The 23,326-nt window shown below is 69.4% G+C and carries 20 protein-coding genes (1 of these 20 cut by a window edge); 11 read left to right on the top strand and 9 right to left on the bottom strand.

All coding sequences use genetic code 11. From position 1 onward, the window contains the following. Nucleotides 1-59 precede the first annotated feature (59 nt). The 11 genes from ABNQ39_RS23920 to ABNQ39_RS23870 all read left to right on the top strand — a co-directional run bounded on the left by ABNQ39_RS23920 (nt 60) and on the right by ABNQ39_RS23870 (nt 12,537). On the top strand, nt 60-935 hold the full coding sequence (locus tag ABNQ39_RS23920) for an AraC family transcriptional regulator (protein ID WP_376962710.1): 876 nt from the start codon (nt 60-62) through the stop codon (nt 933-935). A 107-nt stretch (nt 936-1,042) separates the two neighbouring features. Then, complete coding sequence (locus ABNQ39_RS23915; RefSeq protein ID WP_376962708.1) at nt 1,043-4,105, top strand: xanthine dehydrogenase family protein molybdopterin-binding subunit; 3,063 nt, start codon at nt 1,043-1,045, stop codon at nt 4,103-4,105. After that, a complete protein-coding gene (locus tag ABNQ39_RS23910; protein ID WP_376962706.1) occupies nt 4,102-4,938 on the top strand; it encodes an FAD binding domain-containing protein in 837 nt (278 codons plus the stop codon). Before ABNQ39_RS23915 ends, ABNQ39_RS23910 begins: the two co-directional genes overlap by 4 nt. After that, the gene (locus tag ABNQ39_RS23905) at nt 4,926-5,456 is read left to right on the top strand and encodes a (2Fe-2S)-binding protein (protein WP_376962704.1); all 531 of its coding nucleotides are present in this window, start codon (nt 4,926-4,928) and stop codon (nt 5,454-5,456) included. The genes ABNQ39_RS23910 and ABNQ39_RS23905 overlap by 13 nt, the downstream gene beginning before the upstream one ends. Further along, the gene (locus ABNQ39_RS23900) at nt 5,449-7,020 is read left to right on the top strand and encodes an AMP-binding protein (RefSeq protein ID WP_376962702.1); all 1,572 of its coding nucleotides are present in this window, start codon (nt 5,449-5,451) and stop codon (nt 7,018-7,020) included. Before ABNQ39_RS23905 ends, ABNQ39_RS23900 begins: the two co-directional genes overlap by 8 nt. Before the next feature lie 28 nt (nt 7,021-7,048). After that, entirely contained in the window at nt 7,049-7,858 is an 810-nt protein-coding gene (locus ABNQ39_RS23895; RefSeq protein ID WP_376962700.1) for an enoyl-CoA hydratase/isomerase family protein, read from the top strand. 58 nt (nt 7,859-7,916) lie between these two features. After that, nucleotides 7,917-9,101 carry an ABC transporter substrate-binding protein gene (locus ABNQ39_RS23890; protein WP_376962698.1) on the top strand — a complete coding sequence of 395 codons (1,185 nt, stop codon included), beginning with the start codon at nt 7,917-7,919 and terminating at the stop codon, nt 9,099-9,101. 26 nt (nt 9,102-9,127) lie between these two features. Next, nucleotides 9,128-10,021 carry a branched-chain amino acid ABC transporter permease gene (locus ABNQ39_RS23885; protein ID WP_098738313.1) on the top strand — a complete coding sequence of 298 codons (894 nt, stop codon included), beginning with the start codon at nt 9,128-9,130 and terminating at the stop codon, nt 10,019-10,021. Continuing rightward, complete coding sequence (locus ABNQ39_RS23880) at nt 10,014-11,054, top strand: branched-chain amino acid ABC transporter permease (protein ID WP_376962696.1); 1,041 nt, start codon at nt 10,014-10,016, stop codon at nt 11,052-11,054. Before ABNQ39_RS23885 ends, ABNQ39_RS23880 begins: the two co-directional genes overlap by 8 nt. Then, nucleotides 11,051-11,824 carry an ABC transporter ATP-binding protein gene (locus ABNQ39_RS23875; RefSeq protein WP_376962694.1) on the top strand — a complete coding sequence of 258 codons (774 nt, stop codon included), beginning with the start codon at nt 11,051-11,053 and terminating at the stop codon, nt 11,822-11,824. Before ABNQ39_RS23880 ends, ABNQ39_RS23875 begins: the two co-directional genes overlap by 4 nt. 5 nt (nt 11,825-11,829) lie before the next feature. Further along, nucleotides 11,830-12,537: an ABC transporter ATP-binding protein gene (locus tag ABNQ39_RS23870; protein WP_376962692.1), complete on the top strand. Its 708-nt coding sequence runs from the start codon at nt 11,830-11,832 to the stop codon at nt 12,535-12,537. 48 nt (nt 12,538-12,585) lie between these two features. On the opposite strand, the gene argE is transcribed toward ABNQ39_RS23870, so the two are convergent. From argE to ABNQ39_RS23825, 9 genes are all read right to left on the bottom strand, one after another. Next, the gene (argE, locus tag ABNQ39_RS23865) at nt 12,586-13,749 is read right to left on the bottom strand and encodes an acetylornithine deacetylase (protein WP_376962690.1); all 1,164 of its coding nucleotides are present in this window, start codon (nt 13,747-13,749) and stop codon (nt 12,586-12,588) included. Nucleotides 13,750-13,779: 30 nt separating this feature from the next. Then, on the bottom strand, nt 13,780-15,177 hold the full coding sequence (locus ABNQ39_RS23860) for a formimidoylglutamate deiminase (RefSeq protein ID WP_376962688.1): 1,398 nt from the start codon (nt 15,175-15,177) through the stop codon (nt 13,780-13,782). A 36-nt stretch (nt 15,178-15,213) separates the two neighbouring features. Then, entirely contained in the window at nt 15,214-16,173 is a 960-nt protein-coding gene (locus ABNQ39_RS23855) for an agmatinase (RefSeq protein ID WP_098738319.1), read from the bottom strand. 53 nt (nt 16,174-16,226) lie between these two features. After that, the gene (locus ABNQ39_RS23850) at nt 16,227-16,646 is read right to left on the bottom strand and encodes a RidA family protein (protein ID WP_098738320.1); all 420 of its coding nucleotides are present in this window, start codon (nt 16,644-16,646) and stop codon (nt 16,227-16,229) included. A gap of 108 nt (nt 16,647-16,754) precedes the next feature. Continuing rightward, the gene (locus ABNQ39_RS23845; RefSeq protein WP_376962685.1) at nt 16,755-18,890 is read right to left on the bottom strand and encodes a dipeptide ABC transporter ATP-binding protein; all 2,136 of its coding nucleotides are present in this window, start codon (nt 18,888-18,890) and stop codon (nt 16,755-16,757) included. Nucleotide 18,891: 1 nt separating this feature from the next. After that, the gene (locus ABNQ39_RS23840; protein ID WP_376962683.1) at nt 18,892-19,752 is read right to left on the bottom strand and encodes an ABC transporter permease; all 861 of its coding nucleotides are present in this window, start codon (nt 19,750-19,752) and stop codon (nt 18,892-18,894) included. A gap of 1 nt (nt 19,753) precedes the next feature. Then, nucleotides 19,754-20,710, bottom strand: a complete 957-nt coding sequence (locus ABNQ39_RS23835; protein ID WP_376962681.1) for an ABC transporter permease — start codon at nt 20,708-20,710, stop codon at nt 19,754-19,756. 72 nt (nt 20,711-20,782) lie between these two features. Then, complete coding sequence (locus ABNQ39_RS23830; protein WP_376962679.1) at nt 20,783-22,285, bottom strand: ABC transporter substrate-binding protein; 1,503 nt, start codon at nt 22,283-22,285, stop codon at nt 20,783-20,785. 291 nt (nt 22,286-22,576) lie between these two features. Then, nucleotides 22,577-23,326 carry the 3' portion of an MmgE/PrpD family protein gene (locus ABNQ39_RS23825; protein ID WP_376962677.1) on the bottom strand. Its footprint extends 660 nt past the window's final position, so only the last 750 of its 1,410 coding nucleotides appear in the window; its start codon lies beyond the right edge, outside the window — the gene reads right to left on this strand; the stop codon is at nt 22,577-22,579.

The following is a 23,326-nucleotide window of genomic DNA, read 5'->3' as shown; positions in this document are numbered from 1 at the left end:
CCATTGAAGAGCATCCCGGCGGCGGTTTGCCGCCAATGGGCAGGAAGGGACCGGAAGCCATGTCGAAAGCGATGCGCATCCATCAGGGAAGCTTCGGCCGCGTCGCCCTGCTGGACATGGACAATGCGCTGATCCATCACGCGCATCCCCATTGCCATGTGCTGATCAAGGCATCCGGCGCCGACACGCGCTTTGCCGTCGGGGAGCAGCTCTATCCGCTGCGCGACGACACCGCGGTGCTGGTCAACAGCTGGGAGGCCCATTCCTATGCCCATCAACCCGGCGCCCCGCGTACCGTGATCCTGGCGCTGTACATCGAGCCGCGCTGGCTCGGTGCGATGCAGAGGGAACTCAACGCCAGCGGCAACCCCGGCTTCTTCGCGCAGTCCTGCGGCGAGCTGACGCCCTACATCCGCCGGCTGGCCGACCGCATGGCGGCGGAACTGCTCTATGACGACCCGTCGGGCGAGCGGATGGAGGAGGCGCTGTTCGACCTGATGATCGCCATCATCGACCGCTTCTCCGAATGGCGGACGCTCGGCGGGACACGCTACGCCGCGCCGGCGGCCGGTGATTTCCGCATCCGTCAGGCCATCCTGTTCATGCGGGGAACCCTGGGCGAGGAGTTCGACGCCGCCCGTGTCGCCGCCGCCGCCGGCCTGTCGCGCGCCCACATGTTCCGGCTGTTCCAGCAGACGATGGCGATCACCCCGGCGCTCTATTTCAACGTGCTGCGGATGGAGGCGGCCATCGACGCCATGGCCGCCGGGCTGGAGAGCGCCACCGAGGTGTCCGGCCGGCTCGGCTTTTCCGCCCCCAGCCATTTCAGCCGCTTCTTCCGCAACCACCAGGGTGTGACGCCCACCGAATACCGCCGGGTCGTCAATCTGGTGGACCGGCCCGCCAAAGGGTGGCCGGAAGCCGGGCATGCTTAAAAATGAGACGCCCATAAAAATGAGACGCTAGGGTAAATCGCGATACTCCACGGTAAAAGCTTCGCTTGGCAAACGGTCTAGTCTCCTCCGGTAACGGGAGGATGACGATGACGGCCACGCAGACCGCCGCCCACACCATTGACAGCGAAGGCGTTTCGCCGCCACCGCCGCCGGCCGCGGCGCCGTTCGTCGGCCGCGCGATGCCGCGGGTGGAGGACGCCGCACTGCTGACCGGCGTCGCCCGCTATGCCGACGATCTGCCGGTGAAGCCCGGCACCCTGCACGCGGCGATCCTGCGCTCGCCGCACGCCCACGCCGACCTGCTGGACATAGACTTTGCCGCCGCGCTGGCGGTTCCCGGCGTCGCCGCCGTGGTGACCGGGGCCGATGCCAAACGCCTTGCCAGCGCCTTCCTCGTCGGCATCCGTGCGCCGATGGAGCATTGGTGCCTCGCCATCGACCGCGTGCGCCATGTCGGCGAACCGGTGGCGGTGGTGCTGGCCGACAGCCGCTATGTCGCGGAGGACGCGCTCGACCGGATCGAGGTGCGCTATCGCGCGCTGCCGCCGGTGACCTCGATTGCCCAGGCATTGGGAGAAGGATCGGCGGAAGAAGGCTCGGAGCCGCTGCATCCCGCGGTGGGCTCCAACCTCGTCAACAGCCGCAGCTTCCGCTATGGCGACCCCGAGGCCGCCTTCGCCCGTGCCGCCCGCACCGTGTCGGTCGAGGTCGAGTATCCCCGCAACTCCTGCACCCCGATGGAGTGCTTCGTCGTCCTGGCCGACTACGACGCGGCCGAAGACGCGTACGAGGTGCTGTCGAACTTCTCCGGCCCCTTCGCCGTCCATCCGGTGATGGCGCGGGCGCTGAACGTGCCGGGATCGCGGCTGCGGCTGAAGACGCCGCCCCATTCCGGCGGCAGTTTCGGCAACAAGCAGGCGGTGTTCCCCTATGTCGTGCTGATGGGGCTGTGCGCCCGCGTCGCCGGCCGGCCGGTGAAGTGGGTGGAGGACCGGCTGGAGCATCTGATGGCCGCCACCTCGGCCACCGCACGCCGCATGCGCATCGAGGCGGCGGTGGAGCCGGACGGCAGGGTCCTGGCGCTGCGGATGGAGCAGACCGAGGATTGCGGCGCCTATCTGCGGGCGCCGGAACCGGCCTCGCTCTACCGCAACCACGGCAACCTGACCGGCGCCTACGACATTCCGAATCTGGCGGTGACCAACCGCATCGTCGTCACCAACAAGACGCCGACCGGCCTCAACCGCGGCTTCGGCGGCGGACAGCTCTATTACGGGCTGGAGCGGCTGATGAACCGGGTGGCGGCGGAGCTTGGGCTGGATCCGCTCGACGTCATCCGCCGCAATCTGGTGGCGGCGGACGCCATGCCCTACCGTACCGCATCGGGCGGGACGCTCGACAGCGGCGACTACCGCGCGACGCTGGAGCAGGCGGTGCGCGAGGGGGCGCTCGACGCGCTGAAGGCGCGGCGCGAGGCGCTGCGGGCGGAGGGGCGGCTCTACGGCATCGGCTATGCCGCGGTGGTCGAGCCGTCGATCTCCAACATGGGCTACATCACCACCGTCCTGACCGCCGGGGAACGGCGCAAGGCCGGGCCGAAGAATGGCGCGCAGGCGACCGCCAGCGTCGCCGTCGATCCCACCGGCGGCGTGTCGGTGACGGTGGCCTCCGCTCCCCAGGGGCAGGGGCACCGCACCGTGCTGGCCCAGGTGGTGGCCGACATCTTCGGCCTGCGCTTCGAGGACATCCGCGTCAACACCGACCTCGACACCGGCAAGGATGCCTGGTCGATCGCATCGGGCAACTATTCCAGCCGCTTCGCCGGGGCGGTGGCGGGCGCGGCCCAGGTGGCGGCGACCCGGCTGCGCGACCGCATGGCGACGCTGGTCGCCGGCCAGCTGAATTGCCGGGCAGAGGATGTACGCTTCGCCGGCGGCAAGGTCTTCTCCGACGCCAACCCGGACAACGGCCTGTCCTTCTCCCGCGTCGCCGCCGCCGGCCACTGGGCGCCGGGAACGCTGCCCGACGGGCAGGAGGCGGCTTTGCGCGAGACCGCCTTCTGGACGCCGGAGCCGCTGAAGGCGCCGACCGATGCCGACCACATCAACAGCTCGGCCTGCTACGGCTTCATCTTCGATTTCTGCGGGGTCGAGATCGACCGGACGACCGGGGCGGTGCGGATCGACCGCTACGTCACCATGCACGATGCCGGCCGGTTGCTGAACCCGCTGCTGGTGGAAGGCCAGATCCTCGGCGGCTTCGCCCATGCCGTCGGCACCGCGCTGTACGAGGAATACGCTTACGGCGACGATGGCCGGTTCCTGTCCGGCACCTTCGCCGACTATCTGGTGCCGACCGCCTGCGAGGTTCCGGTTCCCGTCATCCTCCATCGCGAAAGCCCCTCGCCGGTGACGCCGCTCGGCGCCAAGGGGGTGGGGGAGGGGAACTGCATGAGCACCCCGGTCTGCCTCGCCAACGCGGTGGCGGACGCGCTGTCCGCCGACGGCGTGAACGAGGTGCCGTCCTTGCCGATCACCCCGGCCAAGCTGGCGGCGCTGATCCATCCGCCGGAACCGCCGCGCCCGGCCTCCGCCGCCGGCTCCGGGAAAACTCCACCGCCCGCCTCCGTGAAGGGCGGGCGCGGCCTGACCGGGGAGGGCAGCCGCGAGGTGCCGGCGACGCCGGAACAGGTCTGGGCCATCCTGCTCGACCCCAGGGAACTGGCGGCGCTGCTGCCCGGCTGCGAGGCGCTGGACCTCGTCGGCCCCAACGCCTACCGGGCGGAGGTGGTGGTCGGAATCGGACCGGTGAGGGGACGCTACACCGCGCAGGTGGCGCTGTCCGACCTCGATCCGCCCAGCGCGCTGACCCTGACCGGCAGCGGCACCAGCGCGCTCGGTTCGGGCAGCGGCACCGGGCATGTGATGCTGGAGCGCACCGCCACCGGCACGCGCGTCACCTACCGTTACAGCGCGTCGGTCGGCGGCAAGGTTGCCGCGGTCGGCGGCCGGATGCTCGACAGCGCGTCGCGCCTGCTGATCGGCCAGTTCTTCGAAAAGCTGGTCGCCCGCGCCGGTGGCGCCGAGGTGCCCGCCAACTCCCCATCGCTTCTGACGCGCCTGCTGCGCCTTCTGGGGTTCAACCGATGAAGCCCGCACCCTTCGATTATCTGCGGCCGGCGACGGTCGCCGAGGCGCTGGCGGCGCTGGCGGACGGGGGTGACGACGCCCGCGTCATTGCCGGCGGCCAATCGCTGATGCCGATGCTGAACATGCGGCTGGTCCAGCCGCGCCTGCTGATCGACCTCGGCCGGCTGGAGGAACTGCGCAGCCTGCGTGCCGAGGATGGCTGGCTGACCGTCGGCGCCGCCGTCACCCAGGCCGAGGTGCTGGCCCGCCCGACCCTGGCGCGGGAGGTGCCGCTGCTGGCCGCCGCCCTGCCGTGGGTCGGCCATTTCCAGACCCGCAACCGCGGCACGCTCTGCGGGTCGGTCGCCCATGCCGACCCCAGCGCCGAGACGCCGCTCTGTCTGGTCGCCACCGGCGGCGAGGTGGTTCTGCGCAACGCGAAGCGCCGCCGCACAATCGCCGCCGCCGATTTCTTCCTGGGGCCGCTGACCACGGTGAAGGCGGCGGACGAGATCATCGAATGCATCCGCTTTCCGCTGGCCCGTCCCGGCAGCGGCCATGCCTTCCGCGAGCAGTCGATGCGGCACGGCGATTTCGCCATCGCCGCCTGCGCGGCCACGGTGGACGGCGACCGCGCCAGCCTTGCCGTCGGCGGGGTGGCGGACCGGCCGACCATGCGCTCCTGGCCGCTCGTTGCCGGCGGGCTGCCGCCGGACCTCGACGAGGCGCTGAACGCCTTCGCCTGGGACCTCGGCGGCGACGACGACCAGCACGCCACGGCACGCTACCGCCGCGACCTCGTCCGCCGGATCGGCCGAACCGTCCTTGAAGAGGCCCTGTCATGCCGCCGCTGAAATCCACACCCGCACTGACGGCGGAGGCGCGCCACGCCGTCTCCATCGTCCTGAACGGCACGCCGCGCACCGGCCATGCCCATCCGCGCCTGCTGCTGAGCGATTTCCTGCGCCACGAGCTAGGCGCCCACGGCACCCGCGTCGGCTGCGAGCACGGCGTCTGCGGCGCCTGCACCGTCCGCATCGACGGCGTGGCGGTCCGCGCCTGCCTGACGCTGGCGGTGCAGGCCGACGGCCGGCGCATCGACACCGTCGAAGGTCTGTCCCAGGCCAACGAAGGGCGCATGACCGCGCTCCAGGAGGCCTTCCGGCGGCATCACGCCCTGCAATGCGGCTTCTGCACCGCCGGCATCCTGATGTCGCTGACCGACTACCTGGACCGCAATCCCAAGCCAACCGAAGAGGAGCTACGCGACATGCTGAGCGGCCATCTTTGCCGCTGCACCGGCTATGCCGGCATCGTCCGCGCCGTGATGGACGTCACCGGCCGGACGGTGAGGGAGGTCGCCCATGTTTGACCTCGGCCGCAGCATCCTGGCCAGCGCGGAGCGCAGCCCGGACGCGCTCGCCATCGTCGACGGCGACCTGCGGCTGACCTACGCGCAGTGGCTGGAGCGCATCCGCCGGCTGGTCGGCGCCTTCGACCGGCTGGCCCTGCGCCCCGGCGACCGCATCGCCACCGCCTTGCAGAACAATTGGGAGATGGCGACCATCCATTGGGCCTGCCAGCTGGCCGGCATCGCCGTGGTGCCGCTGAACTGGCGGGTGAAGCCCGACGAGCTGGATTACTGCCTGCCCGATGCCGAGGTGCGCGCCCTGTTCTATCAGGACGTGTCGGCCGACGCCGTCCGGAACTCCGCCGCGGCACGGGCGCTGCCCCGCATCGCGGTCGGCGATCCGGTCGATCCCGGCGACCGCCGCTTCGCCGATCTGCTGGACGGCGATCCGGTTCCGCCACAGCCGCGCGCCACGACCGAGCATGTCTCGCTGTTCCTCTACACCTCCGGCACCACCGGCAAGCCCAAGGGCGTGCCGCGCCGCCACCGGACGGAGCGTGCCGCCGCCATCGCCCATGTCGCCCAGAACTGCTACCGCCGGGGCGAACGGACGCTGGGCGTCATGCCGCTCTACCACACGATGGGGGTGCGCTCGCTGCTGGCGATGGCGCTGGTCGACGGCTGCTTCGTCTGCCTGCCGCGCTTCGACACGGCCCGGGCGCTTGACCTGATCGCGGCGGAGCGGCTGAGCTGCCTCTATCTGGTGCCGACGCTCTATCACGACCTGCTGGCCGACCCGAAATTCGCAGGCACCGACGTGTCGTCGGTGCGCAAGCTGGGCTTCGCCGGGGCGTCGATGACGGATGGCCTGCTGAAGCGGCTGGACGCCGCCTTCCAGCCTGAGCTGTTCGTCAACCATTACGGCTCGTCCGAGATCTACACCTTCACCATCAACCAGAACGCCCCGGCCAAGCCGGGATCGGCCGGCAAGGCGGCGCTGAACCAGCGCATCCGCATCGTCCGCCTCGGCAGCTTCGATCCCGGCGAGCGTGCCGCCGCCGGGGAGGAGGGGCAGATCGCCGCCGACCTGTCGGGCGACGAGTCCTTCGAAGGCTACTGGAAGCGGCCGGACGCCGACGCCAAGGCGCTGCATGCCGGCTGGTATTTCACCGGCGACATCGGCTTCCTCGACGGCGACGGCGACCTCTTCGTCACCGGCCGGGTCGACGACATGATCATCACCGGCGGCGAGAACGTCTCGCCGGTCGAAATCGAAAGCGTGCTGTCCCTGCATGACGGCGTGCTGGAGGTGGCGGTCGCCGGCCTGCCCGACGAGCGCTGGGGCCAGCGGGTCGTCGCCTTCGTCAAGCGCGCCCGCGGCGTCGATGCCAACGACCTCGACGACCATTGCCGCACCTCCGGCCTCGCCAACTTCAAGCGGCCGCGCGAATACGTCTTCCTCGACGAAATCCCGAAATCGCCGGTCGGCAAGATCCTGCGCCGCAAGCTGCAGGCCGGCGAGTTCGCCCTCGAGAACGGCCCGGCCGAGCATGGCCCGGCCGAACACAGCCCAACCCTGTCCTGAATTCAGCCTTATCCATGGAGTTTCGACCGTGACCCCCTACCGTTTCGACAGCACCGACCGCCTGCTCGCTGACCTCGACGGCTTCCGCGTGGAACTCGACGAATCCCTGGAGCGCGCCGACATCGTGCTGCACCGCCCGCCCTTCAACATCGTCAGCATGCTCCAGCGCGACCAGTTCGCCGCCGTGTTCAAGGTGCTGGACCGCGACCCCATGGTGCGGGTGATCGTGCTGCGCGCCGAGGGCGAGAACTTCTCGTCCGGCGGCAACATCGCCGGCTTCATGGAAAAGTCGGCGGAGCATGTGTCGGAGCTGGCGGTCAACATCGCCGCCCCGGAGCGCTGCCGCAAGCCGGTGATCGCCCAGGTCCGCGGCTATTGCTTCGGCGTCGGCTTCGAGCTGTCGCTGGCCTGCGATTTCCGCATCGCGTCGGAGACCGCGCAGTTCGCCCTGCCGGAAATGCGCATCGGCATGATCCCCGGTTCCGGCGGTTCGGCCCGCCTGCTGCACATGATCGGCATCTGCCGGACCAAGGACATGGTGATGCGGGCCAAGCGCATTTCCGGCCGGCAGGCCGCCGACTGGGGCTTCGTCACCGAGTGCGTCGCCGACGCCGAACTGGAAGCGACGGTCGCCGCCCTGGTGGACGAGCTGCGCGGCTTCTCGCCGCTCGCCCAGCGCACCATCAAGGGCGTGCTGAACAGCGGCAACAACGTCTCGGTCAACGGCGCCATCGAGATCGAGGGGCAGGCCTACGGCCGCCTGCGCGGCTCCGAGGACTTCAAGGAAGGCGTCGCCTCCTTCCACGAGAAGCGCAAGCCGGTCTTCACGGGCGTCTGAACGACGCTTCCAGGCATGGGAAACAAACCATGGACAGCATAGGGAGGAACCAAAAATCATGACCAAGACCACGCTTCTCGGCACCGCCGCGCTCGTCCTGCTCGGGCTCGGCGGGGTCGCGTCCGCCGCCGATCCGATCCGCATCGGGGTGGTGACCCCGCTGTCGGGCACCTACGCGCCGATCGGACAGCAGGTCCGCTGGGGCCTGGAGCTGGCGACGAAGGAGGTCAACGCCGCGGGCGGCATCCTCGGCCGTCAGGTCGAGCTGCTGTTCGAGGACGAGGAGGCCAACCCCGCCGTCGCCACCCAGAAGGCGGAGAAGCTGTTCCAGGTCAACAAGGTCGATTTCCTGACCGGAACCGTCAATTCCGGCTCCACCCTGGCGGTCGGGCAGCTTGCCGAGCGCAACGGCCGGCTGATCGCCACCACCGTGTCCTTCTCCGACGCCATCACCACCGACAAATGCTCGCCCAACGTCTTCCGGGTGAACGCGCGGGCGGGGCAGCAGTCGGCGGCTCTGGCCGAATGGCTGGCCAAGGACAAGCCGAAGGCCAAGGTCTATTATCTGGGGCCCGATTACGAGATGGGCCGCTCCACCGTCGCGGCCTTCAAGCAGGCGGCGGAAAAGACCGGCGCGCAATCGACCGGCGAGGTCTTCGCGCCGCTCGGCAGCAAGGATTACTCGCAGTATTTCGGCCAGCTCCGCGCCGCGCGGCCCAGCGTGCTCTACACCTCGACCGCCGGCAACGACACCGTCCGCCTGCTGACGCAGATGAACGAATACGGGCTTTTGCGCAACCTGACCATCGTCGGCGCGTCGGGCACCGTCACCGCCCAGAACATCGGCGCCATCGGTAAGGCGGCTGACGGCTTCGTCACCGGCGTCGGCTATTCCGCCGAACTCGCCACGCCGGAGAACAAGGCGTTCGTCGCCGCCTTCCGCAAGGCCTACGACACCGCGCCCGACCTTTACGGCGCCGACAGCTACGGCCTGATCGGCTTCTTCAAGGCCGCCGTCGAGAAGGCCGGAAGCACCGACACCGACACGCTGCGCAAGGCGATGGAAGGGCTGAGCTGGTCGACGCCGCAGGGCACCAAGACCATGCGGGCCGGCGACCATCAGGCGATCCAGGACATGTATGCCGTGCGCATCGCGGCGGACGGCGGCAGCAACCGCTTCGACGTGGTCGGCACCGTTCCGGGCGACGCCGCCATCGGCCCCGACCAGTGCACCCGCTTCTGAGGACCGTTTCCAGGGAGCCGACGCCCATGGCCGATCTCATCGATTATCTGCAATTCGTCCTGGCGCCGCAGGCGTTGAACGGTCTGTCGCTCGGGGTCGCCGTCGTCCTGATGGCGCTGGGCCTGACCATCATCTTCGGGCTGCTGGACGTCATCAACATGGCCCATGGCGAGTTCTACGCCATGGGCGCCTTCCTGGCCCTGACGCTGGCCGGGCTGGGGGTCGGCTTCTGGGCGCTGCTGGTGCTGGTGCCGCTGCTGATGCTGCCCATCGGCTGGCTGGCCGAGCGCTGGCTGATCGCCAGGGTCTTCCACAGCCGCGACCGCCACATCCTGACCCTGCTGCTGACCTTCGGGCTGGGCATGATCATGGAAGACCTGCTGAAGCTGGTCTACGGCCCCAACACCCAGCGGCCCGAGAACCCCATCGAGGGCGGCACCGAAATCCTCGGCATGTTCCTGCCCAACTACCGGCTGTTCCTGATCGGCTTCGGCCTCGCCCTTATCGCCGCGGTCTGGGTTGTGGTCTTCCGTACCGGGCTGGGCGCCATGGTGCGGGCGGCGGCCTTCGACAAGGACATGGCCTCGTCGCTGGGGGTGCCGGTGCGCCGGGTCTATGCCGGCACCTTCGCCTTCGGGGTGGCGCTGGCCGGCCTGTCCGGCGTGCTGCTGGCGCCGATCTATTCGGTGTTCCCGACCATGGGGCGCGACTTCATCCTGATGGCCTTCACCGTGGTGATCGTCGGCGGCATGGGGTCGATCCAGGGGGCGGTGATCGCCGGTCTGCTGCTGACCCAGGTGCAGGCGCTGTCCAGCCTCTATATCTCGCCGGTCTGGTCCGACCCGCTGGTGTTCGGGATCATGGTTCTGGTGCTGATGGTCCGGCCGCAGGGCCTGTTCGGGAGGCTTGGACATGCCTGAGGCCACACTGCGCACCCTCTCCGATCCCGGCCGCACCGAACCGGCATCCCGGTTTTCCCGTCTGGCCCCGGTCCATTGGCTGGCGCTGGTCTTCCTGGCGGCGGCGCTGGGCTTCGCCGCCGTCGCCTGGGCGACCGGCAACGGCTTCTACCTGCGTCTGGCGACCGAGGCGCTGATCTTCGCCGGGCTGGCGATGAGCGTCGACCTGCTGCTGGGCTACACCGGCCTGCTGTCGCTCGGGCAGGCGCTGTATTTCGGGCTGGGCGCCTATGTCTCGGCGCTCGTCCTGCGCGACGTCGCGCCCAGCTTCTGGCTGGCGATGGCGGCGGCCCTGCTGGCCGGCGGCGTGGCGGGCCTGATCGGCGGCGTCATCGCCAACCGGGTGAAGGGCGTCTACTTCGCCCTGATCACCTTCGGGCTGGCCCAGGTCGCGGCCAAGTCGGTCTACAACACCCGTGCGCTCGGCGCGTCGGACGGGCTGATCGGCATCCCGCAGATCAGCATCGGCTTCGGGCCGTTCAGCCTCGACACCGCCGACCCGCTGTCCTTCTTCCTGCTGGTGCTGGGCCTGACCGTCGCGGCCTATGCCGGGCTGGCCTATCTGATGGACGCGCCGTTCGGCCGGACGCTGGCCGCCATCCGTGCCAACGAGAAGCGCGTGCCGTTTCTCGGCTTCAACGCCTGGCGCTACAAGCTGGCGGTCTATGTGCTGGCCGCCTGTGTCGCGGCGCTGGCCGGGGCGCTCTACCCGATGCTGCGTGGCTTCGTTTCGCCCGAACTGATGTTCTTCGAGACCTCCGGCAACGCGGTGATCACCGTCATCGTCGGCGGCGTCGGCACGCTGGTCGGGCCGGTGGTGGGCAGCCTGCTGCTGACCGCCCTGCGCTCGGTCGTCGGATCCTGGACCGAGCATCACCTGATCGTCGTGGGGGTCATCTTCATGCTGTCCGTCATCTTCCTGCGCAAGGGGCTGGTCGGCGCCCTGCTGGCGCGGCTGGGCCGACGCGGCGAACAGGGGAGGGCGACGCCATGACGGCGGCCTCCCTCAAGACGGTGGCGGGCAGCGCCTGCGCGCTCGGCGTCCGCGACCTGTCGGTGAATTTCGGCGGGCTCCAGGCGGTGGCCGGCGTCGGCTTCGATGCCGCCGCCGGGCGGATCACCTCGGTCATCGGTCCCAACGGGGCGGGCAAGAGCACGCTGTTCAACCTGATCAGCGGCGCCATCCGCCCCACCGGCGGCCGGGTGACCCTGGACGGTGCCGACGTTACCGGGCAGGCGCCAGACCGGCTGCTCGCCGCCGGGCTGGCGCGGTCCTTCCAGATCACCAACCTGTTCTTCGAACTGCCGGTTCTGGAAAACCTGCGGATTGCCGCGCAGGTGCTGGAACGGCCCTGGCACGCACTGCGTCCGGTCGGCCACAGCCGCCGGGCGCTCGCCAAGGCCGAGGCGCTGCTGGACCGCTTCTCCCTGTCGGCCAAGGCGCGCGAGCTTGCCGGCAACCTGTCGCACGGCGAACAGCGGCGGCTGGAGATCGCGGTCGCGCTGGCCGCCGAACCGCGGGTGCTGCTGCTGGACGAGCCGACCCAGGGCATGAGCCACGGCGACACCGCCGACACCGGCGCGTTGATCCGCTCGCTGGCCGGCGAGCTGACCGTACTGCTGATCGAACATGACATCGGGCTGGTGATGAGCCTGTCGGACCATGTCGTCGTGATGGCCCAGGGCCGGAAGATCGCCGAGGGAACGCCCACGGCGGTGCGCGCCGATCCCGCGGTGCAGGCCGCCTATTTCGGACACGGGTGACAGCCATGCTCTCCATCGAGAATCTTCACGCGCATTACGGCCTCAGCCATGTCCTTCAGGGCGTGTCCCTCCAGGCCGGTCCGGGCGAGGTGGTCGGGCTGTTCGGCCGCAACGGCGTCGGCAAGACCACCATCCTGAAATCCATTGCCGGCTGGGTGCCGGCCAGTTCCGGCACGATCCGCTTCGGCGGCGTCGATCTGGCCGGCCAGACGCCCGACGCCATCGCCCGCCTCGGGCTCGGTCTGGTGCCGGAGGATCGCCGCATCTTCCCCGGCCTCAGCGTCGAGGAGAATCTGCGGCTGGGGCTGCGCCAATGCCCCGGCCGCGCGCGCCGGGAGAACGAGCAGGCAATCGGGCAGGCCTTCGCCCGCTTCCCCCGGCTGGCCGAGCGGCGGCGGCAACTCGGCACCACCCTGTCCGGCGGCGAGCAGCAGATGCTGGCGATGGCCCGCGTGATGGTGGGGACCGCCAAGCTGCTGCTGATCGACGAGCCGACGGAAGGGCTGGCGCCGATGATCGTCGACGAGATCTTCGCGATCATCACGGAGCTGAAGCGGGCGGGATTGACCATCCTGCTGGTGGAGCAGAACATCCACCGCGCGCTCGACGTCGCCGACCGCTTCTATGCGGTGGAGCGGGGCCGCATCACGCTGCATGGCGAAGCGGCCTCGTCCGCCGACCGTGCCCGGCTGATGGAGATGGTTGCCGTCTGATCGGGCGGCCCCACCCCCGCCGGCGGCCCTATTTCCGGGGGAAGTCCGTCAGGTCAGGCGGGTGAGCAGGGCATCCAGCATGCGGTCGCAGGCCGCAAGCTGGTCCTCGGCGATGAACTCGTCGGGCTTGTGGGCTTCGCCGATGCTGCCGGGACCGCACACCACCGTGGGCATCGACAGCCGCTGCTGGAACAGCCCGCCCTCCGTGCCGAAGGAGATCTTGCCGGTGCTGTTGCCGCCGGTCAGCGCCTTGACGAAGGCCACCACCTCGGCGGTGCTGTCGGTGTCGAGCGCCGGATAGCTCGACAGCTCGGCGACGGTCAGCCCGGCCGCCGGGAAATCGGCACGCAGGCGCCGGACGATGGCATCGGCCTCCGCCTGGATGCTGTCCAGCAGCGGCCCCACCGGATCCTGCGGCAGGTGGCGGATTTCGAAGTCGAGGCGGCAGCGGTTCGGCACGATGTTCAGCGCCTCCCCGCCCTGGATGACCCCGGCATGGATCGTGGTCCAGGGCACGTCATAGGCATCGTCCTGCGCCCCGTTCTCTCTCAGCTGGTTCTGGATGCGGCGCAGTCCGGTCAGCAGGTCGCTCGCCATGTGGATGGCGTTCAAGCCCTGCGGCGCCAAGCTGGAATGGCATTCGACCCCACGGCATTCGGCACGCAGGGCGGTCTTGCCCTTGTGGGCGGTGACCACCTGCATGCCGGTCGGCTCGCCGACGATGCAGAAGCGCGGACGGACGGGCAATGCCACCATCATCTCGATCAGCCGACGGACGCCGAGGCAGCCGACCTCCTCGTCATAGGACAAGGCCAGATGCAGCGGCTGCGACAGGGGCCGACCGGTTGCCTGCTGGACGGCGGCGCGGTCGAACAGAGCGAGGGCGGCGGCGATGAAGCCCTTCATGTCGGCGGTGCCGCGGCCGAACAGCTTGCCGTCCCGGCGGGTCAGCCGGAACGGATCGCTGGTCCATGCCTGCCCCTCGACCGGGACCACGTCGCTGTGACCGGAGAGCAGGACGCCGGGGCGGTCGGCCGGCCCCAGCGTCGCGAACAGGTTGGCCTTGCGCCCGTCATCGCTCGGCACCAGCCATGTCGCGACGCCGGCGGCTTCCAGCCTCTCCTGCACCCAGCGGATCAGATCGAGGTTGCTTTCGCGGCTGACGGTGTTGAAGGCCACCAGCCGTTCCAGAATGTCGATGGTCGCCGTCATCGGGATTTCCCTGTTCCTTTGGTGCTTCGTTCAGGCGGCGTGCAGCCGGTCGACGGCACGGCGCCAGCCGGTGCGGATCGCATCGGCATCGACATGCCGGCCGTCCCTTACCACCAGCCGTCCCGCCGCCACCACATCGCGCACGGGATTGCGCGCGCTGGCAAAGACATAGGAGTCGAGCAGAGTGTCGTCGCTGCGGCCGTAGAGACGCGGATCGTCCGGGTCGAGCACGACCAAATCGGCGCGCTGCCCGGCCTTGAGGCCGCCTGCCGGCTCCGGCTGGCCGAGCGCCCGTGCGCCGCCGGCCACCGCCGCCCGGTAGAGGGCTGCTCCGGTCGAGCTGTTCGGCTGCGGGGCCAGCAGATTGCGCCGCCGCGCGGCCAGCCGCTGCCCGAACTCCAGCAGGCGCAGTTCCTCTGCGGCATCGATGACGATCTGGCTGTCGGACCCGATGCCGAACCGCCCGCCCTGCGCCAGGAAATCGCGCGCCGGGAACAGCCCGTCGCCGAGATCGGCCTCGGTCGTCGGGCAAAGCCCCGCCACCGCTTTCGAGGCTGCGATGCCCGCCACCTCGCCGGCGGTGACATGGGTCGCATGGACAAGGCACCAGGACGGCCCGAGCCAGCCGCGGTCGAGCAGCCATTCCACCGGCCGCCGTCCCGACCAGGCGAGACAGGCGTCCACCTCCGCCGTCTGCTCGGCGACATGGATGTGGATCGGCGCCGTGGGATCGAGCGCCGCCATGCCGTCCAGCGCCGCCGCCATCGCCTCGGGCGACACCGCGCGCAGGGAATGCAGGGCCAGACCGACGCGCTGTCCGCCGGGCGCGGCGCGACAGGCCTCGACGATGCGCAGCAGGCGGTCCGGATCGTTGAGGAAGCGCCGCTGGCCTTCGCCCGCCGGCTGTCCGCCGAAACCGCCCTGGGCATAGAGCACCGGCAGATGGGTCAGCCCGATCCCGGTGGCGTCCGCCGCCGCCAGGATGCGCATCGACATCTCGGCGGGATCGCCATAGCGCCGGCCGTCGGGGTCGTGGTGGAGATAGTGGAACTCCGCCACCGACGTGTAGCCGCGCTCCAGCATCTCGGCGTAGGCCATCGCCGCCACCGCCTGGAGACTGTCGGGATCGATGCGGCGGACGAAGCCGTACATCACCTCCCTCCAGGTCCAGAAGCTGTCCTCGGCTGGGCCGGCCCGTTCGGTCAGCCCGGCCATCGCCCGCTGGAAGGCATGGCTGTGCAGGTTGGGCATGCCGGGGATGACCGGCCCGGCTGCCCGCTCGACCCCGGCGGGCGGCGTCTCCACCCCGGTTTCTATGGCGGCGATCAGCCCCTGCGCGTCGAAGCGCAGCAGCACCCCCGACGCCCAGCCGCCTGCCAGCAGCGCCCGGTCGCAGAAAAGCCGGTCGAGCCGGCTGGCGGCAGTCATCGCTCCATGCTCCCCATTTCCATCACGCGATTGTTTTCACTTGGCGTCGAAATAGCCGGCCTGGATGGTCTTGCCGATCAGGTTGCAGATGATGCGGCCGGCGGTGATCGCAGTGATGCCGTTGAGGTCCTTCTTTGGCGTGATCTCCACAATGTCCATGCCGACGACGCGGCCCTTGGCCACCAGCCCGTGGATCAGGGTGCGGATCTGCGGATAGGTGACGCCGCCCGGCGCAGGGCCGTTGACCGCCGGCATGATGGTCGGGTCCATGCCGTCGGCGTCGATGGTCAGGTAGTAGCGGCCGCCATCGGGAATGCGGTCGAGCACCGCCTTCATCCCGATGTCCTGCAATTCCACGTCCGGCACCAGCACCGCGCCGTAAGCAATCGCCGCCTCGACCTCTTCCGGCCGGGCGCTGCCGGCGGAACGCAGGCCGATCTGGAAGATCTGGCCGATGTGGTCCATCTCGGCGGCGCGGCGGATCGGGCTGGAATAACCGTTGCGGGCGCCGTTCACGTCGTCGCGCCAGTCGAGATGGGCGTCGATGTGGACCAGCGTGATCGGCCCCTGGTCGTCATAGGCGCGCAGCACCGGGATCGGGATGCCGTGGTCGCCGCCGATGACGATGGGCAGCATGCCCTTGGCGAGCATCCGGCGCACCACCGCCTCGGCGTTGGCGTAATGCAGGTCGAGATTGCGGGGATCGGCCTTCACGTCGCCGCAATCCACAACCTTGATGTCCTTGCCGCCCAGCAGCGGACCGCCGATGTCGAAATCCCAGCGCTCCAGCTTGCGCAGCGCCCGCTCGGTGTAGCGGCGCACCCAGGTCGGGGCGTTGGTCTGGTCGTTGGTCACCTCGTCGATGGAATAGGGATCGCCGTAGGGGATGCCGAGAATGCCGATATGCCCGTCGAGCTGGTCGAGATCGGTGCAGATCGGGAAATCGAGGAAGCTCTGCAGCTCGCGGCGCGGCGGGTTGGTCAGGCTGGTGCTCATGGTGGCGGTTCTTCTTGTCGGTTGGCTGGGCGGTTGGCGGCGGGTGAGGAGCCTCAGGCGTCCGGGATCACCGCGATCGCATCGACCTCCACCACCCATTCCGGGCGGGCGAGCGCGCTGATCACCAGGCCGGTCGACACCGGGTGGACGCCCTTCAGCCACTTGCCGATGGTGCGGTAGACCGGCTCGCGGTAGCGCGGGTCGGTGACGTAGACGGTGATCTTGCAGATGTGCTCCAGCTGCGAGCCGGCCTCTTCCAGCAGCATCTTGATGTTCGCCATCGCCTGTTCGGTCTGGCCGGCGGCATCGCCGATGGCGACGCTCTCGCTGGTGTCGAGGTTCTGGCCGATCTGGCCGCGGACGAAGACCATGGTGCCGCGGGCGACGACGGTCTGGCACAGGTCGTTGTCGATCGACTGCTCGGGATAGGTCTTCTTGGTGTTGAACTGACGGATGCGGGTGTGGACGGTCATGGCGAAAGTCCTGGCTTGGTTGAAGTTTGGTGATCGAAAGGCAAGGGGGCGGCGTCCGGCGCCCCGCTTCCGAAGCGCCGGTGGAAAAGGCGTTGGAGAAATGCCCGGTCAGTGCCGGGTGTCGCCGTCGGCCAGTTCGGGAAAGACCGCGGCGCGTTCGGCCAGCGTCGCCAGCGGGATGTGGCAGGCGATGCGGTGGCCGTCGGCCGTCTCGTGGACGGGCGGAGCCTGCTCGTCGCAGACCGAACCCAGCTTGCGCGGGCAGCGTCCGGCGAAGACACAGCCCCGCCCGCCGGGGGCGGGGGCCGCATCCTCCAGCAGGATGCGCGGCGCCTCCTGCCCGTCCTCCGCCAGCCGCGGCACGGCGGAGAGCAGCGCCTCGGTGTAGGGGTGGTAGGGCGGGCGGAGCACGCGGCCGATGGGCCCTTCCTCGCAGATGGTGCCGCCATAGACGACCAGCACGCGGTCGGCGATGTGCGACACCACGGCGATGTCGTGGGTGATGAAGAGATAGGACAGGCCCATCTCGTCGCGCAGTTCGGCCAGCAGGTTCAGGATGTTGGCCTGGACCGAGACGTCGAGCGCCGACACCGCCTCGTCGCAGACGACGAAGTCCGGATCGGTGGCGAGCGCGCGGGCGATGTTGACGCGCTGGCGCTCGCCGCCGCTCAGCTCGTGCGGATAGCGGTCGGCGTAGGCGGCCGGTAGTCCGACGCGGGTCAGCAGGCTGGCGACGGTCTTTCGCCGCTCCTCCGCATCCGCCCGGCCGGCCAGCACCAGCGGCCGGTCCATCGCCGCCCCCACCGTCTTGCGCGGGTTCAGCGACGCGGCGGAGTTCTGGAAGACCAGCTGGGCGCGGCGGCGCAGGGTCTGGTCGCCGCGCCTGACCCGCTCCGTCAGGTCGGCGCCGTCGAACGTCACCGTGCCGGCGCTGGGTTCGGTCAGCGCCAGCAGGGCGCGGCCGATGGTGCTCTTGCCGCTGCCGCTTTCACCGACCACCCCGACAACCTCGCCGCGGCCGACGGTGAAGGACACATCCTCCACCGCCACGGTGCCGGCCCGGCGCAGCCAGGGCAGGATGGACCGGTTGGCGCCGTAGATCTTGCGCAGATGGTCGACCTCCACCAGCGGGGCGGAGCGCGGCTGCGCCGTTTTCGGGCCGCGGGCAATACCGGCATCCTCGTCCGGCCAGGGCGTGCCGGCCAGCGCATCGGCCTTCCAGCAGCGCACACCGTCCCCGTCTCCGGCCCCATCCGTCAGCATCGCCTGCGGCTGGCTGCGGCAGGTCTCCTCGGCGAAGGGGCAGCGCGGGGCGAAGACGCAGGCGGCGGGCGGCCCAGCCAGCTTGGCGACGGTGCCGGGGATCGACGGCAGGCGGTGGCGGCGCTCCGCGGTGATGCGCGGCAGGGCGGCGACCAGACCCTTGGCATAGGGATGGGCCGGGCGGGACAGCACACGGCCGGTCGCCCCCGTCTCCACCACCACACCGCCATAGAGGACAGTGACGGTCTGGCAGATGCGGTTGACGATGCCGAGATTGTGGGAGACGAACAGCGCGCTCAGCCGGTGGCTGTCGCACAGCTTCGCCAGCAGTTCGATGATGCGGGCCTCGACCGTCACGTCCAGCGCCGTGGTCGGCTCGTCGAGGATCAGCAGCTTCGGTTCGCAGCCGAGCGCGGTGGCGATCAGCGCCCGCTGCTGCATGCCGCCCGACAGCTCGTGCGGGTAGGCGGCGGCGACCCGGCGGGGATCGCGGATGCCGACCTCGGCCAGCAGATCCAGCACCCGTGCGGCGGCCTGCCGGGGGGAGAGGCCCTTGTGCTGGATCAGCGGTTCGGCGATCTGGTGGCCGACGGTCAGCGCCGGGTTCAGCGAGGTGAAGGGGTCCTGGAAGACGGCGGCGATGCGGTCGCCGCGCAACGCCTGGCGTTCGGACGGCGACAGGCGGCGCAGGTCGACGCCGTCGAACAGGATCTCGCCGGAGTCCACCCGGCCGCCACCGCCCAGCAGGTCGAGGATCGCCATGGCGACGGTGCTCTTGCCCGATCCGGACTCGCCGACCAGACCCATCACCTCGCCGGGACGGATGGCGAAGCTGACGTCGCTGGCGGCGCGCAGCGTGCCGCGGGCATTGCCGTAGCTGATGGTCAGGCCGCGGACATCCAGCAGCGGCGCCGGTTCGGGCGCGATCGCCGGGCTGACCACCGGCGGAACCGCCGGACGGGCTTGCGGAGCGGTCATCATCTCAGTGCGCTCCCGTGTTGCGGGGGTCGAGCAGGGCACGCAGCCCGTCGCCCAGCAGGTTGATACCGATCACCGCGGTCGCCAGCGCGAAGCCGGGGCACAGCGCGATCCACGGCGCCTGTTCCACGAAGGGCCGCGCCTCGCTGATCATCAGGCCCCAGTCGGAGGAGGGCGGCTGCGCCCCCATGCCGATGAAGCTGAGCGAGGCGCCGAGCAGGATGGCGAAGACCACGCGCAGGCTGGCTTCCACCACCAGCGGCGGCCAGATGTTCGGCAGGATCTCATGGAACAGGATGTAGGCGGCGCTCTCCCCGCGCAGGCGGGCGGCGGTGATGAACTCCTCCTGCATCAGCTCCAGCGTGATGGCGCGGGTCAGGCGGACCACCTGCGGCACATAGACGATGCCGATGGCGACGATGGCCTTCCACTGCGCCGGCGGGGTGACGGCCAGAACCAGGATGCCAAGCAGGATCGGCGGGAAGGACATCAGCACGTCCATGGCCCGCATGATCGCCTCGCCGGCGCGCCCGCCCTTGTAGCCGGCGATCAGTCCCAGCGGCACGCCGGCCAGAAGGCTCAGCGCCGTGGCGGCGACGCCCATCACCAGCGAGCTGCCGGTGCCGACCAGGGTGCGGCTGAACACGTCGCGGCCGAACTCGTCGGTGCCGAACCAGAACTCGGCCCCCGGCGGCTGCAGCCGGCTCATGATGTTCATCTCATCATAAGGGTAGGGGGCGATCCAGGAACCGGCGACGGCGGCCACCGCCAGCGGGGCCAGCAGGACGATGCCGACGAGGAGCGAGACGGGCAGGGACGGCAGGTGCCGGCGTGGAACCGATTGGACGGGGGTCGCGTCGGTCATCTCAGGAGGCCCTCATGCCGTGGCGGATCTTCGGGTTCACGAAGGCGTAGAGCAGGTCGGCGGTCAGGTTGGCGAGGCAGTAGGCGGCGGACACGATCAGGATCGTCGCCTGGATCAGCGGCAGGTCGTGGCGCTGGATGGCGAACAGCAGCAGCCGGCCCATGCCCGGATAGGAGAAGATCGTCTCGATCACCACGACGCCGCCCAGGATCAGGCCGAAATCGATGGCCAGCACGGTGATGGTCGGCAGCAGCGCGTTCTTCAGCGCGTGGCGCAGGATCACCACCGATTCCGGCATGCCCTTCGCGCGGGCGAACTTGACGTAGTTGGTTTGCAGCACGTCGATCATGCTGGAGCGGGTCAGCCGGGCGATACGGGCCAGCAGCATCAGCACCAGGGTGACGACCGGCAGCACCAGATGCGAGGCCCAGGACAGGAAGCCGTCGGAGATCGGCGCATAGCCGCCGGTGGGCAGCAGCTTCATGTAGCTGCCGAAGACCAGCACCAGCACGATGGCCCAGAAGAAGTCCGGCACCGCGATGCCGAGATAGGAGACGCCGGAAACCAGCTGGTCGGTCAGTTTGCCGCGCCGCACCGCCGCCAGGACGCCGAGCCCGATGCCGACCACCGCGACCACGAACAGCGCCACCACGGCCAGCACCAGCGAGCGGGCCAGCGCCTCCATCAGGATCGGGCCGATGGGCTGTTCCAGCACCAGCGAGCGGCCGAGGTCGCCCCGCAGGATGCCGGCTGCCCAATGCCCGTACTGGACGATCAGCGGCTGGTCGAGGCCGAGCTTGACCGCGATGGCGTCCACCACCTCCTTGGAGGCGAACTGGCCGGCGATCATCGAGGCGACATCGCCCGGCATCGCCTGCGTCACCAGGAAGATCAGGACCGACATCACGGCCAGGACCAGCGCCAGATAGACGAGACGGGTCAGTGTGTAGGCAAACATGGCAGCATCCCCTGCGGGAAGAGGAGGGGACCGGCGTCAGGTACCGGCCCCCGAACGACCCCCAAAACGACCTCAGTCGACCGATACGTCGCGCAGGTCGAGGAACATCATCGGGTGCGAATGGAACCCGTGGACCTTGGCGCTCAGACCGTTGATGTGGTTGATGACGTAGGGAATGACGCCCGGCGAATCCTCCACCGCCAGCGCCTGGACCTGGGTGTAGAGCGCCTTGGCCTCATCCTCGCTCTTGGCCTGGCGGGCGCCGTCCAGCAGCGTGTCCATCTTCGGGTTGGAATAGCTCCACAGCGCGGTGTTCCACGACCCGCGCGAATGGTACCAGGGATAGACCGAGGTATCGATGGTCGGGCGGCTGAAGAAGCCGTCGATGTAGAAGCCGGCCTTGCCCTCGATGTCCTTCAGGAAGACGTCGAAGGGAACGCGCTGGACGTTGACGGTGATGCCGGCCGGCTTCAGCAGCTCGCGCACGGCGAGGCCGAGGCGTTCGCGGGTGGCGCGGCCGGCCGGCGTGTGCAGCGTGACCTCGAAGCCGTTGGGATAGCCGGCCTCGGCCAGCAGCTTCTTGGCGCCGGCCGGGTCGCCCTTAGCGATCTTCAGATCCTTGTTGTAGTAGGGATGGCTCGGCGGGATCGGCGAGTGGGTCGGCGTGCCGTTGCCGAACAGCGCGATCTGGGTGATGGCCTGCTTGTCGAGCGCCATCGCCACCGCCTTGCGCACGCGCGGATCGTCGAAGGGCTTCACCGTGTTGTTCATGATGACGCCATCCCAGGTCGAGGTCGGGACGGAATCGATCCTCAGCTTCGGGTCGCCCTTGACCTTGTCGATGGCCTCCAGCGGCAGGTTCCACACCAGATCCAGTTCGCCGGTGGTCAGCGCCGCCACCTGGGCCGCCGATTCCGGCAGGATGCGCACGATCACCTCGTCCAGCTTCGGCAGGCCGGGCTCGAAGTAATTGGCGTTGCGTTTCAGGACGATGCGGTCGCCGGGGGCGAAGGACACGAACTCGAACGGGCCGGTGCCGACCGGCTTGGAGGCCAGCGTGTCGACGGCGTCGCGCGGAACGATGCGGGCCTGACGCTCGCCGAACAGCTCGGCAAAGCCGGCGTAGGGGCTTTTCAACTGGAACTGGACGGTCAGCGGGTCCAGCGCCTTCATCGATTCTACGATCTCGAAATTGACGCGGGCGGTGGAGCCGGTCGCCTTGTCCTGGATGCGGGCGATGGTGGCGACGACGTCCTCGGCCTCCAGCTCGCGGCCGTTGTGGAACTTCACACCCTTGCGCAGATGGAAGGTCCAGGTCTTCAGGTCGTCGCTGCGCTCCCAGCGTTCGGCCAGATCGGGCTTCACCGTCATGTCATGGCCGATGACGGTCAGGCCGTTGAAGATCAGGTAGGCGGCAACATACTCCTGGCCGCCCTTCATCTTGGCCGGATCCAGCGTGTTCAGGTTGGAGTCCACCGAGACCTTGAGCGTCCCTGCGGCCTGGACCGACATCGCCGTCCCGGACAGGAGGATCGCCGAGAGCACGGCGCGTGCCACCAAACGTCGCATCATCATGAAAGCCCCTCTGTTTGCCGGTCCTTGCGGCGGACCTTGGTTCCTGCTCGACCGAAACGGTCTCACAAGGCCGCGGCCGGAGGAAAGGACGCCGGAAGGACGGCGAACCGGGCAACGAACGGGCTAAGATTTGGGCAAAGGGCTGAAGCGGGCAAAATTTGTGCAGTGCACTCTCGGAGAAATCCCTGGTTTCCTTATGTTTTTCCCAAGATGATTGGCCAGATCAGCATGATGAAAATACGGGCCGCTCCCAGGGCAGCCGCTATGCAGCATGATCGATATTCATCGACATCATGAGCAGTTTCCATGGTGTGCGGGGTCGAACAGGTGCGACAGGCTGTCCTCGGCCTCAAGCCGGTACAATTTTCGATGGAGGCGCTCCGCCGTCTCGGCCCCGACGGCGCGGGCGGCGCAGCCGCGGAACTTGGCCGCATGCTCCGTCGCCGACAACGGACGGGCCACCGTGCCGCGTGCCGAGGCGCAGAAGCGGCTATGGCGCTCTCCCGTCCTTGTCTCGACGCCCACCTCCGCGCCCTCGGGGGCGGTGCGTGCGCGGTCGGGATCGGCGTTCCAGTCCGGATCGGCAGCCATGGAGACGCATCCGATGGCGTGGCACAGGTCCGGGTCGGTGAGCGTCGCATCGTCCAGCTGCTCCAGCCCCAGCGTTCCGTACAGCATCGCGCAGGCGACGGCGAAGGGCAGGCTGAAGCGGGCTTCTCCCGCCGTCGCCGGGCGCCGATAGGTCAGGTTGGCGGCCACCACCGGCGGGACGCGGCAGTGGACGGTCCGGATGTCCTGCGGTTTCAAGCCATGCTCCGCCATCAGGTCGCGCACCGCGTCGATGGCGGCGTGGGCGGACAGGCAGACCGGATAGAGCTTGGTGTCGATGCCAGGATCGAGCAGGCGCCAGCGCCGGCCGAGCCTATCCAGCGCGGCCGGGTCGAAGCGGCCCGCCGCCATCAGCGCTGCGAAGCCGCGCGGATCCTCCACCACCCCATGGGGCACGGTCAGGCCCCGTGCGGCCAGCCGGGCGGCGCGCAC

It is taken from the genome of Azospirillum sp. A26 (assembly GCF_042604635.1).
GTDB classification, from domain to species: domain Bacteria; phylum Pseudomonadota; class Alphaproteobacteria; order Azospirillales; family Azospirillaceae; genus Azospirillum; species Azospirillum palustre.
Note: the sequence above shows the minus strand (reverse complement) of the source record. Positions and strands in the feature narration are given on the sequence as shown.

Bases quoted from the DNA above. Each gene is read 5' to 3' on its own strand.
- ABNQ39_RS23920 (WP_376962710.1), top strand. From the start codon at position 60: ATGTCGAAAGCGATGCGCATCCATCAGGGAAGCTTCGGCCGCGTCGCC.
- ABNQ39_RS23915 (WP_376962708.1), top strand. From the start codon at position 1,043: ATGACGGCCACGCAGACCGCCGCCCACACCATTGACAGCGAAGGCGTT.
- ABNQ39_RS23910 (WP_376962706.1), top strand. From the start codon at position 4,102: ATGAAGCCCGCACCCTTCGATTATCTGCGGCCGGCGACGGTCGCCGAG.
- ABNQ39_RS23905 (WP_376962704.1), top strand. From the start codon at position 4,926: ATGCCGCCGCTGAAATCCACACCCGCACTGACGGCGGAGGCGCGCCAC.
- ABNQ39_RS23900 (WP_376962702.1), top strand. From the start codon at position 5,449: ATGTTTGACCTCGGCCGCAGCATCCTGGCCAGCGCGGAGCGCAGCCCG.
- ABNQ39_RS23890 (WP_376962698.1), top strand. From the start codon at position 7,917: ATGACCAAGACCACGCTTCTCGGCACCGCCGCGCTCGTCCTGCTCGGG.
- ABNQ39_RS23885 (WP_098738313.1), top strand. From the start codon at position 9,128: ATGGCCGATCTCATCGATTATCTGCAATTCGTCCTGGCGCCGCAGGCG.
- ABNQ39_RS23880 (WP_376962696.1), top strand. From the start codon at position 10,014: ATGCCTGAGGCCACACTGCGCACCCTCTCCGATCCCGGCCGCACCGAA.
- ABNQ39_RS23875 (WP_376962694.1), top strand. From the start codon at position 11,051: ATGACGGCGGCCTCCCTCAAGACGGTGGCGGGCAGCGCCTGCGCGCTC.
- ABNQ39_RS23870 (WP_376962692.1), top strand. From the start codon at position 11,830: ATGCTCTCCATCGAGAATCTTCACGCGCATTACGGCCTCAGCCATGTC.
- argE (WP_376962690.1), bottom strand. From the start codon at position 13,749: ATGACGGCGACCATCGACATTCTGGAACGGCTGGTGGCCTTCAACACC.
- ABNQ39_RS23860 (WP_376962688.1), bottom strand. From the start codon at position 15,177: ATGACTGCCGCCAGCCGGCTCGACCGGCTTTTCTGCGACCGGGCGCTG.
- ABNQ39_RS23855 (WP_098738319.1), bottom strand. From the start codon at position 16,173: ATGAGCACCAGCCTGACCAACCCGCCGCGCCGCGAGCTGCAGAGCTTC.
- ABNQ39_RS23850 (WP_098738320.1), bottom strand. From the start codon at position 16,646: ATGACCGTCCACACCCGCATCCGTCAGTTCAACACCAAGAAGACCTAT.
- ABNQ39_RS23845 (WP_376962685.1), bottom strand. From the start codon at position 18,890: ATGATGACCGCTCCGCAAGCCCGTCCGGCGGTTCCGCCGGTGGTCAGC.
- ABNQ39_RS23840 (WP_376962683.1), bottom strand. From the start codon at position 19,752: ATGACCGACGCGACCCCCGTCCAATCGGTTCCACGCCGGCACCTGCCG.
- ABNQ39_RS23835 (WP_376962681.1), bottom strand. From the start codon at position 20,710: ATGTTTGCCTACACACTGACCCGTCTCGTCTATCTGGCGCTGGTCCTG.
- ABNQ39_RS23830 (WP_376962679.1), bottom strand. From the start codon at position 22,285: ATGATGATGCGACGTTTGGTGGCACGCGCCGTGCTCTCGGCGATCCTC.